At 37.5% G+C, this 15,191-nt stretch carries 14 protein-coding genes; 2 read left to right on the forward strand and 12 right to left on the reverse strand.

Translation table 11 applies throughout. The features are described 5' to 3' along the window. Positions 1-2: 2 nt before the first annotated feature. Genes lpxB through surE form a run of 3 tightly spaced genes read right to left on the reverse strand, consistent with a single transcriptional unit; the run spans position 3 to position 2,187 of the window. Positions 3-1,115: a lipid-A-disaccharide synthase gene (gene lpxB, locus FVB32_RS07835; protein ID WP_147742862.1), complete on the reverse strand. Its 1,113-nt coding sequence runs from the start codon at positions 1,113-1,115 to the stop codon at positions 3-5. Between the two features lie 15 nt (positions 1,116-1,130). After that, a complete protein-coding gene (locus FVB32_RS07840) occupies positions 1,131-1,418 on the reverse strand; it encodes a hypothetical protein (RefSeq protein ID WP_147742865.1) in 288 nt (95 codons plus the stop codon). Next, a complete protein-coding gene (gene surE / locus FVB32_RS07845) occupies positions 1,408-2,187 on the reverse strand; it encodes a 5'/3'-nucleotidase SurE (RefSeq protein ID WP_147742867.1) in 780 nt (259 codons plus the stop codon). The genes FVB32_RS07840 and surE overlap by 11 nt, the downstream gene beginning before the upstream one ends. A 203-nt stretch (positions 2,188-2,390) precedes the next feature. Here surE and FVB32_RS07850 point away from each other — a divergent pair, with 203 nt between their 5' ends. Continuing rightward, complete coding sequence (locus FVB32_RS07850; RefSeq protein WP_147742870.1) at positions 2,391-4,589, forward strand: carboxy terminal-processing peptidase; 2,199 nt, start codon at positions 2,391-2,393, stop codon at positions 4,587-4,589. A 74-nt stretch (positions 4,590-4,663) separates the two neighbouring features. Here FVB32_RS07850 and FVB32_RS07855 read toward each other — a convergent pair whose 3' ends face one another. Beyond that, a complete protein-coding gene (locus FVB32_RS07855) occupies positions 4,664-5,932 on the reverse strand; it encodes a DEAD/DEAH box helicase (RefSeq protein WP_147742873.1) in 1,269 nt (422 codons plus the stop codon). A 148-nt stretch (positions 5,933-6,080) separates the two neighbouring features. Then, a complete protein-coding gene (locus FVB32_RS07860; RefSeq protein WP_147742876.1) occupies positions 6,081-6,533 on the reverse strand; it encodes a hypothetical protein in 453 nt (150 codons plus the stop codon). Positions 6,534-6,657: 124 nt separating this feature from the next. Here FVB32_RS07860 and FVB32_RS07865 point away from each other — a divergent pair, with 124 nt between their 5' ends. Then, entirely contained in the window at positions 6,658-7,458 is an 801-nt protein-coding gene (locus tag FVB32_RS07865) for a DNA/RNA non-specific endonuclease (protein WP_147742879.1), read from the forward strand. Here the strand turns inward: FVB32_RS07865 and rodA are convergent. The 7 genes from rodA to FVB32_RS07900 all read right to left on the reverse strand — a co-directional run bounded on the left by rodA (position 7,455) and on the right by FVB32_RS07900 (position 15,191). After that, positions 7,455-8,738 (reverse strand): rod shape-determining protein RodA, encoded by a 1,284-nt coding sequence (gene rodA / locus FVB32_RS07870; RefSeq protein WP_147742882.1) that lies wholly within the window; start codon positions 8,736-8,738, stop codon positions 7,455-7,457. The genes FVB32_RS07865 and rodA overlap by 4 nt on opposite strands. Further along, a complete protein-coding gene (locus tag FVB32_RS07875; protein WP_147742885.1) occupies positions 8,728-10,596 on the reverse strand; it encodes a peptidoglycan D,D-transpeptidase FtsI family protein in 1,869 nt (622 codons plus the stop codon). Before FVB32_RS07875 ends, rodA begins: the two co-directional genes overlap by 11 nt. A gap of 56 nt (positions 10,597-10,652) precedes the next feature. Then, positions 10,653-11,000 carry a hypothetical protein gene (locus FVB32_RS07880; RefSeq protein ID WP_317132202.1) on the reverse strand — a complete coding sequence of 116 codons (348 nt, stop codon included), beginning with the start codon at positions 10,998-11,000 and terminating at the stop codon, positions 10,653-10,655. A 151-nt stretch (positions 11,001-11,151) separates the two neighbouring features. Then, positions 11,152-11,967 (reverse strand): rod shape-determining protein MreC, encoded by an 816-nt coding sequence (gene mreC / locus FVB32_RS07885; protein ID WP_147742890.1) that lies wholly within the window; start codon positions 11,965-11,967, stop codon positions 11,152-11,154. 63 nt (positions 11,968-12,030) lie between these two features. Continuing rightward, positions 12,031-13,059 carry a rod shape-determining protein gene (locus FVB32_RS07890; RefSeq protein ID WP_055396723.1) on the reverse strand — a complete coding sequence of 343 codons (1,029 nt, stop codon included), beginning with the start codon at positions 13,057-13,059 and terminating at the stop codon, positions 12,031-12,033. 55 nt (positions 13,060-13,114) lie between these two features. Beyond that, entirely contained in the window at positions 13,115-14,647 is a 1,533-nt protein-coding gene (gene purH / locus FVB32_RS07895) for a bifunctional phosphoribosylaminoimidazolecarboxamide formyltransferase/IMP cyclohydrolase (RefSeq protein ID WP_147742893.1), read from the reverse strand. 91 nt (positions 14,648-14,738) lie between these two features. After that, entirely contained in the window at positions 14,739-15,191 is a 453-nt protein-coding gene (locus FVB32_RS07900) for a GAF domain-containing protein (RefSeq protein ID WP_147742896.1), read from the reverse strand.

Raw genomic sequence — 15,191 nt, forward strand, 5'->3', positions numbered from 1 at the left:
AATTAAGCATTTTCAATGATTAATTCTGCCGCTAATTGACTGGCACCTTTTCCTCCCAATTTCTCCTTTAATACTTTATAATCAGACAGCACATGTTCTCTATGTTCACCATCAATAATTTTGGAAAGTTCTTTTTTCAGGTTTTTGGTGTTCAAATCTCCCTGTATAAGCTCTTTTACCACTTCGCTATCCATAATAAGGTTCACAAGAGAAATGTAATCCAAGGTGATAATGCGCTTTGCAATTTGATAGGAAATCCAGTTGCCTCGATAACAAACTACTTGAGGAATGCCAAAAAGAGCTGTTTCCAAAGTTGCTGTGCCACTGGTAACCAAAGCGGCGTGGGAATGCTTTAACAACGAATAGGTTTGATTTGAAACGTAACCTACTTCATTTTCTTTTGCAAAACTGCTGTAAAAGTCATCGGATAGACTTGGAGCACCAGCAATTACAAATTGATAGTCTGGAAAATCAGAACAAACGGAAAGCATGATACGCAGCATTTTCTGCACCTCCTGTTTTCTGCTTCCAGGTAAAAGGGCAATTATTGGTTTTTCTGCATCTAAGTTGTTTTCTTTTCTAAAGATGTCGTTATCTACAATTTTGGTATTCTCGATGGCATCGATCAGCGGATGGCCAACAAAGTGAACAGGATAACTATGTTTTTTCTCATAAAAATCCTTTTCAAAAGGAAGAATAACGTACATATAATCAATATCACGCTTTATCTTTTCAATTCTGCTCTCCCGTGATGCCCATATTTGGGGTGAAATATAATAATTGGTCTTGAAGCCATTTGTCTTGGCCCATTTGGCAATGCGAAGGTTAAAACCCGAGAAGTCAATAAAAATGATAAGGTCAGGATTGAACTTTTTAATGTCCTCTTTGCAAAAGCTAATATTTTTGAAAATGGTGGGGATGTTTTTGAGCACCTCAAGAAAACCCATAAAGGCCATGTCCTTGTAATGTTTTGCCAGTTCACCGCCAGCCTGTTGCATTAAATCACCGCCCCAACAGCGAATTTGAGCCTCCCCATCTTTTATTTTAAGGGCTTTAATAAGATTAGAACCGTGCAGGTCACCAGAGGCTTCACCTGCTATAATATAGTACTTCATTAAAAAAGTTCAAGCTCAACTAAAAATCTTATAGTATAAAATCACCAAGGCCGTAATAAGCGTCGCAATCAATACCCCTCTTGCTCTATAATCTCTTTTTAAGCGTAAAAACGCAAAAAAGGCAACAAGGTTTAAAATGGCACCCAATGCCAACAAACTTCCTACATGTCCTTGGGTTACTGCAGCTTTTAAAGTTTCAACAATACTTAAATCAGAAAAAATAAGAATATACAATAATGTACCAAAAGTGTTGGCGATAATGCCCACTACAAGACCAATTAACACTTCTTTCCTACTTTTCATTTAAACTCCAATTATTTACTTGTTGAATTACTTGATGGGCTGTAAGGTCAAATTGCGTGGGAACCACTGAAACGTAGCCCTCCGATAAGGCCCATTCATCTGTATCTTCGCCATTGTCCAATAGTTCAAATTCGCCAGTAAGCCAATAATAGTCTTTTCCTGTAGGGCTTATGCGTTTATCAAACTTTTCTTTCCAATTTGCCCTGGCCTGTCTACAAACTTTTATTCCCTTTGGTTCATTATCGATTTTTGGAATGTTCACATTAAGAACGACTCCCTTTGGAATTCCATGCGTAAGTGCTTCGGTCACAATTTTTTGAATTGATTTTGCTGCATAGCTAAAATCGGCTTCCCAAGAATAATCACATAAAGAAAAACCAATGGCAGGAATGCCTTCAATTCCAGCTTCAATAGCAGCACTCATAGTACCAGAATAGATTACATTTATGGAAGCATTTGATCCATGATTAATGCCGCTAACACAGATATCAGGTTTTCGGTCCAAGATTTCTTGCAGGGCCAATTTTACACAATCCGCGGGCGTTCCGCTACAACTATACTCACTTGGAGCCCCTTCTTCTTTATCAATTACAACCTTCTTGGAATAAAGGGTATTATCAATGGTTATGGCGTGTCCCATGCCAGACTGTGGGCTGTCAGGAGCCACAACAATAACCTCCCCTATTTGCTTCATTATCCGTATTAAAGCCCTAAGACCTGGGGCAGTAATTCCATCATCATTGGTGACAAGGATGAGCGGTTTTTTCATTTTGCATAATTAATGGCATAAAAATACGTTTTTCATAAGGATATGAAGCCCTGGGCGTTTAACAAAAAATTAAAAGCCACGAATAAGACTGGCACGGTTTTTTCAGTATCTTAGGGAATTCATAAGAATAGAAACGAAGGATGACGTAATGATGGTTTGGCAAGAATGGCCAAATAATTTCGCTCCCAAATAAAAACCCATTTATGAAAAAGAATTTCATCTTGGCGCTTTTGGTAATTCTTGTTGCTGTAGCCTCATGTAGTTTTACAAATAAATCTTTTGAAAATGACGATAAGGACAAGTTGTTATTAGACTTGATCACTTATGTTTTGGAAAGAGGTCATTATGAGCCTAAAGATTTAAATGACAGTTTTTCTTCAAACGTTTTTGATGATTTTGTAGACATTTTGGATCCTACGAAAAGATACTTTTTAGCAAGCGATATTAGAGAATTTGAAAAATACAGGTTCATGATTGATGATGAAATCAAGAATACTGACATCACTTTTTTCAATATTGTCTATCAGCGTTTAATGAAGCGTATGGATGAGGCCCAAGAAATATATAAAGATGTACTTTCCCAACCTTTTGATTATACGTTGGAAGAAGAAATCAATATTGATTATAAAGATCAGGAGTTTGCTTCAAATAAAAAGCAACTTAAGGAGCGTTGGAGAAAACAACTGAAATACAATACCCTTGGTGTTTTTGACAATAAGATTGACAATAAACTCATGGAAAATATCAACGCAGCAGTTGGTGAAGGAGGGGACATTGCTTCCACTGGCACAAATTTAAATCTAAAAAACGCCAATGGAGTTTTAAAGGATGTCACCATTGAGGAGATTGAAATTGCTTCTAGGGAGAATACCAAAAACACCTTGGATGAATTCTTTGACTTTATTGAAGATTTAGAGCGTAAAGATTGGTTTGTGCAATACATAAATACTATTGTTGATGAGTTTGATCCGCATACCTTCTACTTTGCTCCAGATGACAAAGAAAAGTTTGATATTGGTATGTCAGGTAAATTTGAAGGCATTGGAGCCAGACTTCAGAAAAAGCCCGAAGGCGCTAGGATTATAGAGATTATCTCTGGTGGCCCTGTTTGGAAAGAACAAAGTTTGGAAGTTGGTGATGAAATATTAAAAGTTGGACAAGCTGGAGAAGAACCTATTGATATTGTAGGGATGCGATTGGATGATGCCATTAAATTAATCAAAGGTCCCAAAGGAACCGTGGTTGATTTAACTGTTAGAAGAGTTGACGGCACGGTTGAGGAAGTTTCTATAAAAAGGGATGTGGTGTTATTGGAAGAATCCTATGCAAAATCTGCTACCGTAAAAAGAGAAGATCATACCTATGGGTTGATTAATTTACCTAAGTTTTATGTGGATTTTGAAGATTACACAGAACGGAATGCCGCTACAGATGTAGCCAAAGAAGTAAGTCGATTGAAGCAAGCAGGTGTTGAAGGTATTGTACTCGATTTAAGAGATAATGGTGGAGGATCATTGAAAACTGTCGTTGAAATGGCGGGTCTGTTCATTAAAGATGGCCCTATCGTACAAGTTCGTTCCTCAGGTCAAAGAAAAGAAGTGCATGAAGATAAAGATGAACGTATCCAATGGGATGGCCCACTGGTTATTTTGGTGAATGAACTTTCTGCTTCTGCTTCAGAAATTTTGGCAGCTGCCATGCAAGATTACAAACGTGCGGTTGTTATAGGAAGCAAGCAAACTTTTGGTAAAGGAACCGTTCAAAATGTAATTCCATTGGATAATATTGTTAGAAGTAACGAACATGGAGACTTAGGTGCCATTAAGCTTACAACCCAGAAATTCTATAGAATCAATGGAGGTTCCACACAGTTAGAAGGGGTGAAAAGTGACATTGTTGTTCCAGATAGATATAGCTATATCGATTTGGGAGAACGTGACCAGGAAAATCCATTAGGATGGGATAAAATCACACCTGCAGAATACGAAATATGGGATGGTTACATTGATTTTGAGACCACAGTTGCCAATAGCAAAAAGCGGATGGAAGGCAATGAGCAAATCAAATTAATTGAGGAAAATGCCAAGTGGTTAAAAGAGCAACAAGATGAAATTATGGTGTCACTTAACTACGATGCCTACAAGCAAAGAGAGGAAAAAGCTAAAAAGAGATCAGAGCGGTTTAAAAGCCTGCGTGAGTATGATTCAAAACTCACTTTTGAATCTTTAAAATACGAAACTGAACTATTTACACAGGATTCCGTATTGCGCGAGAAGCGTAATAGATGGCATAAAAACCTTGCAAAAGATATTTATGTAGAGGAAGCTGTGAATGTACTTCGCGACTTGCAATTAAATAATATTAAGAGCAGTGAAAGAAAATTGGCAAGCGTAAAAGGATAGACCTCTTTTTGAAAGAATTTTAAAACCGACTTCTTATAAGAGTCGGTTTTTTTATGGAGTAGTTTTAATAGCGATTACCTTTTTTTTCTTCGGAAACCGGGGTTTTGAGAACCTCTTTTTTTATTACGATTGGCAAAAAACGCTTGCTTCTGGCGTTGTTTTTCCTTCTGTAATTCCTTCTTTGCAGTCGCATTCATGGGTTTATCGGTCTGCGGAAAAGGATTGTCGCTTACAATTTCGATTTTTTGTTTAATGAGTTTTTCAATATCCCTTATAAACAGGTTTTCCTCCGGTTCACAAATTGAAATAGAAGTACCTTCTTCTCCCGCGCGTCCACAACGCCCAATTCTATGCACATACGTTTCAGGCTCATTCGGTATATCATAATTGATTACATAGCGAAGCTTATCTATGTCAATACCACGCGCTGCAATATCTGTAGCCACCAATACTCTTATATTGTCGGCTTTAAATTCTTTTAGTGCCCTTTGTCTTTGATTTTGGGACTTGTCACCATGTATGGCCGCACATTCAATTTTTTTCTTCTGGAGATTGCGCACAATGCGGTTTGCACCATGTTTTGTTCTTGAAAAAAGAAGCACTTGCTCAAGTTCTGGATTTTCTAGAATATGCAAAAGCAACTTGCCCTTGTCCTGTTTGTTAGTGGTATATAAAAACTGCTGGATTGTTTCCGCCGTGGAAGAAACCGGATTGACAGCAACCTTCTTTGGGTTGCTTAAAATTTGTTGGGACAGCCTCAAAATATTTTGGGGCATGGTTGCCGAAAAAAATAAGGACTGTCTTTGTTTGGGTAATTTGGCTAAAATCTTTTTAATGTCGTGTATAAAACCCATATCCAGCATACGGTCTGCCTCATCCAATACAAAGTATTTGACATCCCTTAAAGAGATATACCCTTGGTTCATCAGATCCAGTAAGCGCCCAGGAGTGGCAATTAAAACATCTACGCCTTGTCTCAATATATTTGTTTGTGCTCTTTGATTTACACCCCCAAAAATGACCGTATTTGTGATTGTAGTGTATTTACCATAAGCCGTAAAACTTTCCCCAATTTGTATGGCAAGTTCACGAGTAGGGGTAATTACCAGTGTAGAAATCCTCCGCCTGCCATTTTGATTTTGCTTGTCATTTGCCAAATGTTGGAGAATGGGAATGGCAAAAGCCGCCGTTTTTCCTGTTCCAGTCTGTGCACTGCCCAGAACATCTTCTCTATTTAAAATTAGTGGAATTGATTTTGCTTGAATAGATGTGGGCTCTGTATAGTTTTCATCCCTCAAAGCTTTAAGTATGGAAGGAATCAATTTTAAATCTTCGAATGTCATTTTATTTTTCAAGGGGTTACAGCGGTTGATGTGCAATTGGAATTGAAAGACCTTGCTGTTTTTTGATATGGGGCAAAGGTAACTGAATAGAAAGGTTTCCTATTAATAAATTTGCCGGTAATTAATTACCAGTGTTGTAAGCAACAGTTTATATTTTAAAAAACAGTACAACTGTAAAAACCACATATTTAATAATTTGAATAGTTCCAATGATAAATTGAGTATTGGAACCTGCTCTTGCCTCATAATATGTAGAAAATTCCTGTGGGTAGTTTTCTAAGATAAAATCTGTTCCCCAAAATGGATAGAAAAATTGTAAGATAAGAATACCAAAGAAGACACAAATTAAAATTAAAAGTAGATTCTTAAATTTAATTTCCAATAGTTTCTTTGTGTTATTAAAAATCGATATCAGTATGCTACTAAAAATAATCAGCCCAACTAACTCAGGTAGCCATTGAAACCCAAAAGATTCATTAAATAGCGCAATTTGCAAGTGACGTAACACATACTCAACAAAACTTGAAAACTCTATAACTGATAAGAATAAAAAAGCCCCAATTCCTATAATTTTTATAAAATCTGATTTATTTAACCTCAAATGCTTTTTGATTTAAGTTGTTGTCAATAAATGTAAATGGTTAATAACCAATATAGGAATATATTGACAAGGACCATATATTTCATATGATTTTCCTAAACTTGAAAAAGAAAGCGATAGCTAAATGAAAAACAAAACCATCTATACCCTGCTCTTTATTGTTTGTGTTGTAGGTTTCTGGGTATTTGAGAATTTTTATACGCCTGATACGTATTCAAATCCTAATAGTAAAGCAGACGCTGTATTAGTGGATACTGGATTTTTGCCAAGTTCAACCACAGGAGCCATTGTGCAACATGAACATTTTATGCTTTCCTATAGTGAACCGCACGAGCAAGCAGAATGGGTCGCCTATGAATTGAAGAAAAGTCATTTAACTCAAGATGATAGAAGAAGGCCCTATTTTATTGAAGACCCAAAAGTAAAGACCAAATCTGCGGATTGGAGAAACTATAAAGGTTCTGGTTATGATAGAGGGCATCTTTGTCCAGCGGGAGATCGCCGTTTTTCTGAATATGCGTACAATGAAACTTTTTATACGAGCAATATAAGCCCTCAAGACCGGGAATTTAATGCTGGAGTATGGAACCGATTGGAACAACAAGTTCGCTATTGGTGTAAAAAATACGGTGATTTAGTTGTTATAACAGGAGGGGTTTTAGAAAATGGACTGAATGAAATTGGGGAGGAAGATGTGGACGTTCCAAAGGCCTTTTACAAAGTAGTCTTTCGAAAAGATGGAAATACCGTGGATGTCCTTGCCTTTTTAATTCCAAATAAAGAAAGTAATGCGCCTTTAGAGCATTTTTTGGTGCCCATCGATAAGGTAGAAGAAAAGACTTCCATCGATTTTTTCGAGAAACAACCTAAAGCCTGGCAAGAAAAAGTGGAGCAAAAAGTAAATGCTTCCGCCTGGCAATTTTAAATTCCGTCCTTCAGTCTGTTAGAATCCAGCTTTAAGAAGATAAAAAGAAGCATTGTAAAGAAAATTAATCCAGAACCCCCATAGCTAAAAAACGGCAGGGGAACTCCAATGGTAGGGAGTAGTCCAATCACCATTCCAATATTGATGAAATAATGAATAAGCAAAATGGAAATAACGCCATACCCAAACATTCTGCTAAAATCACTTTTTTGCCTTTCTGCAATATAAATTAACCTCAGAAAAAAAAAGGAAAAAAGTAGAATGACTGTTACCGTTCCCATAAATCCCCATTCTTCACCTACAGAACTAAAAATGTAATCTGTATGCTGTTCAGGAACAAAATCTCCCTTTGTTCTAGTACCTTCCAAAAAACCTTTGCCAAAAAATCCACCAGATTCAATTGCTTTTTCAGATTGATAGGTATTATAGCCAATGGTTTTTCTAATTTCTTCCAGTTTTTGCTCATCTTTCTCCAAACTGAGCCATAAGGCAAAACGATCTCTATGTCGTTGCTCAAAAACGTTTTCATAAACAAAACCAACGGATAGCGAGAACAAGATTGAAATTGTAAAAGTTATGATCAACGGAAGTATTGGGATTTTGGTAGATTTTCTTTTAAAGATGAAAATTAACAAGGTTAGAATCCCGAGGCCTATTGCCACCCATACAGTGCCAAACATAAGGGTGGTGGCGAATAACGCTACCGTTATCAACAATATTCCAAGATAATACAATGGAAACCCCTCTCTGAACAGTACGAAAAAAAGTGAAAAATAGATAAGAGAACTCCCAGGGTCAGGCTGTGGTAATATTAAAAGTGCCGGTAATAAAATAATGATTAAGGCATATAACTGATGTTTCCGATTTTTTATATCGGTTTGAATATCACTGAGGTATTTGGCCAATGCAAGTGCCGTGGTGACCTTTGCCAGTTCTGAAGGCTGAAGATTAAAAAAGCCCAAATCATACCATGATGTTGCACCTGCTATTGTTTTTCCAAAAACAAAGAGCCCAAGTAGCAAAAGAATAGATACAATGTAGAAAATGGAAGCAAAGCGTTCGAAAAAGTTGGTCTCTATAAATAAGACAAAAATGATTCCGGCAAAGGCCAATCCTATAAAAAAAAGTTGCTTTCCGTAAAGTGTTGAGAAATCAAAAATGGAGGTATTGGGGTCACTTAAGGTTGTGGAATAAATGTTAATCCATCCGATTAAGACTAAAAATGCGTAAAGAAAAATACTAAGCCAATCTATCCTTCCAAAAAGACCTCTACCAGACATATTCGTTTATCTTGAAAGGTTCACCACTATACGGTTTTACATATTCGTGTTCCAATGTTTTTTCAAGCATGCGTTTTTCCAAATCTTTTCGGGTGATTTCGCCTTTTACATATTTTTCTATTAAAAGCGAGGCAATATGTCCTGCATAGCGAGATCCATAATAGCCATTTTCAATATAAACCGCTAGCGCAATTTTTGGGTTTTCCACAGGAGCAAATGCTACAAACACTGAGTGGTCTGTAAGTTGCATGCGCTCTCCATTCACTCGCACAAAATTTTCAACTGTTCCTGTTTTTCCTGCTATTTCTATTCCAGGAACTTGAACCCACCGTGCAGTTCCGTATTTATACACGTTGGACATGCCCTTAATTACAGGCTCAAAGTGTTCTTTGGCTATTGTGGTCTGGCGTGGTTCGGTGTACTTAGGATCTAAGGACCCAGTGTTTCCAATGTTTTTAATGATATGGGGGGTGTAAAAATACCCGCGATTGGCAATAGCAGCGGTCATATTGGCAAGCTGTAAAGGTGTTGCTGCCACCTCGCCTTGTCCAATGGCATTTGAAATAATTGTAGAGGAACCCCATCTGCCATCACCATACCATTTATCGTAAAAAGCCTTTCCTGGAATTCTTCCGGGTCTTCCTGTTGGGATATCTGTACCTAAATAACCACCTAAGCCAAAACTTTTCATGTGCTTCTCCCAAACTTCCATACCCTCATCCGTGGTGGGGTATTTTTCATATATTTTTCTGAATGTTCCTGCGAAGTATGCGTTACAGGATTGATATATTCCCGAGTTCATATCTCGGACACCACCTCCACAGTGACATCCCTTCTTTTGATTCCCGACATAAAAGCCATTATAGCATCTGAATTTAGTGCCCGGATCTAATACTCCTTCTTGAAGTGCAACAAGAGCATTCAAAGTTTTAAAAGGTGATCCTGGAGAGGGTTCTGCCAAAATAGAGCGATCCCAAGTAGGTTTGGAAATCGTATCGTAATGAAGCTTACTGTAGTTTTTAGAACGTTGTCTGCCCACCAAGAGCGCAGGATTATAGGTTGGTCCGGAAATCATGGCCAAAATTTCGCCCGATTTGGGTTCAATGGCTACTATACCCCCTCTTTTACCATGCATCAATCGTTCCCCATACTCCTGTAACTTTTTGTCTATGGTGATATGGAGTTCCTTTCCTTGTTCGGGTAGTGTATCCAATTTTCCGTCTTTGTAGGGGCCTATATCTCGATTAAAACGGTCTTTTTGAATGAACATTACACCCTTACGACCTCTTAGGATCTCTTCGTACTGTTTTTCAATGCCGGTACGTCCTTTTAGTTCTCCAGCAACATAGTAGGGATTGTTTTGTAGATCTGTTTCATTGACCTCACTAATGTAACCCAATACATTTGCCGCACTGTTGGTTGTGTAATAGCGAAGGGATCTTTTCTGAATATAAAACCCAGTAAAGTGCCTCATTTTTTCTTGAAGTCTGGCATAGTCTTCTTTAGAAAGTTGCGGTACAAGAACGGAAGGTAACCTTGGGGAATAAACCCTGGCGGTCTTCATTTTTTTGATAAAGGATGCCTTATCTATTCCTAACAGACTGCAAAATTCCAGTGTGTCCAGAGGTTTTACTTCCCTGGGAATTACCATTACATCATATGCAGGTTGATTCCCAACCATAAGCTCCCCATATCTATCATAGATGTAGCCTCTTTCGGGATAATCATAAATAGCCTTAATTGCTGGATCTTCTAAGGTTTGATCGGGAGAGAAACGAAAAAGTTGTAAATAGGAAAGCCTGCCGATAAAGGTGAATCCTATCAGGACAATTATGGAAGATAACAGTAGTTTTTTCATAAACAACCAATTGGACTTATCCTAGTACTATGTATTTGAACGAAATAGTTCCATTTTTATTCGCTTTGCGGACTAAAAAGTGAACTAAAGAGTGTACATACAATCAAAGTTACAATTCCAGTGGCAAAAACCTTTTTCAAAATTAAAGGGAAGTGCGATATACTTAAAACTTCCAATGAAAAGAAAACCACTTGGTGTATTAAGATTAAAAGCCCCAAAAAGGTAACCCGTTGCACTTTGGTGGTATTTTTAAAACTGAAATTTTGAAACTCATAGTTTACTCCAAAACAAAACCTCATGATTATGGGTCTTACGTAGGCAACGGTCAATGATGCAATGGAATGCAGTGCCAAGGTATCTGAGAAAACATCAATAATGAAACCAAGCAGAAAAGCTGTCACCATAAATAAGGCTCTATTTCCTTTGATAGGATACCAGTAGAAAAAAATCACGTATACCAGAGGATTAATAAAACCAAGAAAGTTTAGGGTGTTAAAAATTAGAACTTGGGTAAGAACAAGCAGTATGAACCGAAATCCGTTTAAGATTATAGCGCTATTCATTGATGGTCTCCTCTTCTAAGGTTCTAATTTCCTGTTTGCTTTTGTTCTTTATTAAATAAACAGTTTTAATGTTGGCCATGTCATTGAACAATTCAACATCAATATTGTAAAAACTTCGTGAAGTATTTAAATCATATTTTTTAATAACCCCAATGGGGATGTCTTCTGGGAAAATACTGGACATGGCTCCTGTAACTATGGTATCTCCCACCACTAAGGGGACCAATCTTGGTATGTCGATGAGCTGCACCACATTATAATCCTGCACATCCCAAATAAGTGAACCAAAGTAATTGGTGTTTTTAATTTTGGCATTAATGTTGGATTTTGTGTTTAAAACACTCTGTACGGTAGCAAAATTAGAGGATACGTTTTCAACAATACCTAAGATACCACTAGTGGTAATAACACCCATATCCTGTTCGACACCTTGTTTTTCTCCCTTATCGATAGTGAGATAATTCCTTGGTGAGGAAAAACTGTTTTTTATAAGGCTGGCGCTGAATACTTCATAGTTAATTGCAGAAGTGTCAATGCCCTGAAGGACTACTTTCTCTGAATTAAAAAGCAATCTTCGCAGTTGCTCATTCTCTTTGACCAACTTATCATTTTCTTCTCTAAGACCAAAATAGGATGAAATATTGGCAGAAATACCATAAACATTTCCAGTAACCCATTTAGAAGAGTTAAAAAATTTGGATTGATGATACGAATGGGATCGTACTGTAAGCGTCAAGGAAATGACCATGAGAAATCCATAAAGGAATGCATTTCTATAACTTAAAATAAAATTGATGATGCGCTGCATGCAATCGTATCATTAGGAAAGTCAACAACTTTCAAATGGCCAATAAACGGTATGGTTACCGAACTATTTTATCAATATACTTTTATAGCGCTCTAAATTTTTAAGCGCAATACCTGTACCTCGCACAACAGCCCTTAATGGGTCTTCGGCGATGTACACAGGTAAATCTGTTTTTTGGGAAAGCCTTCTGTCCAAACCTCTTAACATAGATCCTCCACCAGCTAAATAAATACCTGTATTGTAGATGTCGGCTGCCAGTTCTGGAGGTGTTTGGGATAAGGTTTCCATTACGGCATCTTCAACCCTTAAAATACTTTTATCCAATGCTTTTGCAATCTCACGGTATGAAACCTGCACCTGTTTGGGTTTTCCGGTCAAAAGGTCTCTGCCTTGAATGGATTTGTCATCCGGTGGGGATTTTAAATCCTCCGTAGCGGAACCGATTTCAATTTTGATGGCCTCTGCAGTGCTTTCCCCTACATAGAGGTTGTGCTGCGTACGCATATAATAAATGATGTCATTTGTAAATACGTCACCGGCAATTTTAACCGATTTATCGCAAACAATTCCACCTAAGGCAATGACGGCTATCTCCGTTGTTCCACCCCCTATATCTACAATCATATTCCCTTTTGGTTGCATAATATCCAATCCAATACCGATTGCGGCAGCCATAGGTTCATGAATCAAATACACCTCTTTACCATTTACACGTTCAGCAGATTCACGTACAGCACGCATTTCCACTTCTGTAATTCCAGATGGAATACAAATGACCATACGAAGGGCTGGAGGAAACCATTTTTTCTTTAATGCCGGAATGTTTTTGATGAACATATTGATCATCTTTTCTGAGGCATCAAAGTCAGCAATTACACCATCCTTTAGAGGTCTAATAGTTTTGATGTTTTCATGGGTTTTCCCCTGCATCATATTGGCTTCGCGTCCTACAGCTATAATTTTCCCAGAAATACGATCACGGGCAACTATGGACGGACTGTCAACTACTACTTTATCTAAATGAATTATTAGGGTGTTTGCAGTACCAAGGTCAATAGCAATTTCCTCGGTCATGAAATCAAAAAATCCCATAAAAAGTGTCGGTTTTTTGGATTAAAGGTAAATTTTATCGGCTAAAGTACTAAAATTAATGCTTAAAATGTCTTGTGCCAGTCATTACCATTGCCAGTCCATTTTCATTACAATAATCTATGCTCAATTGATCTTTTATGGAACCACCTGGTTGAATCACACTTTTAATCCCAGCTTTGTCCGCAATCTCTACACAATCGGGAAATGGGAAGAATGCATCACTTGCCATTACAGACCCTTTTAAATCAAAATGGAAAGATTGTGCTTTATGGATTGCCTGATTTAGTGCATCTACTCTAGATGTTTGTCCGGTACCACTGGCACACAGCTGTTTGTTTTTAGCCAAAACAATAGTATTGCTTTTAGTGTGTTTGCATAGCTTGGAGGCAAAAATTAAATCTTCAATTTCTTCAGTAGTTGGTTTTTTGTCTGTTACCGAGGTTAATTCTTCTGCGGTATCGGTCTTAAAATCTTTATCCTGAACCAAAACGCCATTAAGACAAGTTCTTACCAAGGTTTCTGGCAAGGCTACTTCTTTTTGAATTAGAATGATTCTGTTCTTTTTGCCTTTGAGTATTTCCAAAGCTTCATCGGAATAGGAAGGAGCAATGACCACTTCACAAAAAAGTTTATGGATTTCTTCAGCGGTGGTGGCATCAATTTCAACATTGGAAATAAGAATGCCTCCAAAAGCAGAAACAGGATCACCTGCCAAAGCATCCACATAAGCCTTGTGTATGGTATCTCTTGTTGCCAGACCACAGGCATTGTTATGCTTTAAAATGGCAAAAGTGGGATCATCATTTTTGAATTCACCCATAAGATTCACAGCAGCATCTACATCCAAAAGATTGTTGTATGATAGCTCCTTGCCATGCAGTTTGGTAAAAATTGCATCAAAATCACCAAAGAAAAACCCTCTTTGATGTGGGTTTTCACCATAGCGTAGTACTTGACCTTTTTGCTCACTTATCTTTAATACGGCTTCACTATGATCTTTATTAAAGTAATTGAAGATAGCCGTGTCATAGTGTGAAGAAACATTGAATGCTTTCGCAGCAAATCGTTTTCTATCTTCAATTGTGGTAGCACCATTGCCTTCAGAAATTACATTTAGAAAATCTCCATAATCCTCCATTGAGGAAACACAAAGTACATCTTTAAAGTTTTTGGCTGCCGCTCGTATCAATGATATACCACCGATATCTATTTTTTCAATAATATCTTGTTCGGATGCCCCGCTAGCAACTGTTTTTTCAAAGGGATACAGGTCAACAATAACAATGTCCAATTGAGGAATTTCAAACTCTTCCATTTGGGCAATATCACTTTCATTATCCTGCCTATTTAAGATTCCCCCAAAAACTTTGGGGTGCAATGTTTTTACCCTTCCGCCAAGAATAGAGGGGTAACTGGTCACATCTTCAACAGGGACAACATTAATTCCTAAATCTCTAATAAATTTTTCGGTTCCTCCAGTAGAGTATAGGGTAACACCTAGGTCATCCAGTTTTTTTACGATGGGTTCCAGTCCGTCTTTATGAAAAACGGAAATAAGTGCTGCGGAGGCTTTTTTGGTGGTATTCATTTTGTGTCTTAAAATCAATTTCTTAAGCACACAAAAGTAAATTTTTTGTAACTAAAAATTTAGAAGGGTTATCAACAAAAGGGTACTAGTTTTAAAGAATTTTGGCCACATTTTCATTTACAAATTCCAAAAAGCGTTCATCTTCCTCTGTAAATGGATCTGGAGTGTTGGAATCAATATCAATTTGACCTACATTTTCACCATTCACAAATAATGGAATTACAATCTCGGATTTAACGGTAATGCTACAGGCAATATAGTTGTCTTGCGCGCCAACATCGGGCACCACAAAGTTCTCATTACTTACTGCGACTTGACCGCAAATACCTTTGCCAAATGGAATAATGGTATGGTCCGTGGGCTCTCCTGCATACGGCCCTAATTTTAGTTCCTCTTTATCCCCATTTTTAAAATAAAACCCTACCCAATCATAATAATTAATATTATCTCTTAACAATTCACAAACAGAAGCCAAACGTTTTTCAACACTTTTTTCATTGTTCTCCAAGATGGAAGTTACCTGAGGTTTAAGGGATGCTAACAT

Origin of the sequence: Flagellimonas hymeniacidonis (assembly GCF_008040165.1) — a bacterium.
In the GTDB taxonomy this organism is placed as follows: Bacteria; Bacteroidota; Bacteroidia; order Flavobacteriales; family Flavobacteriaceae; genus Flagellimonas; species Flagellimonas hymeniacidonis.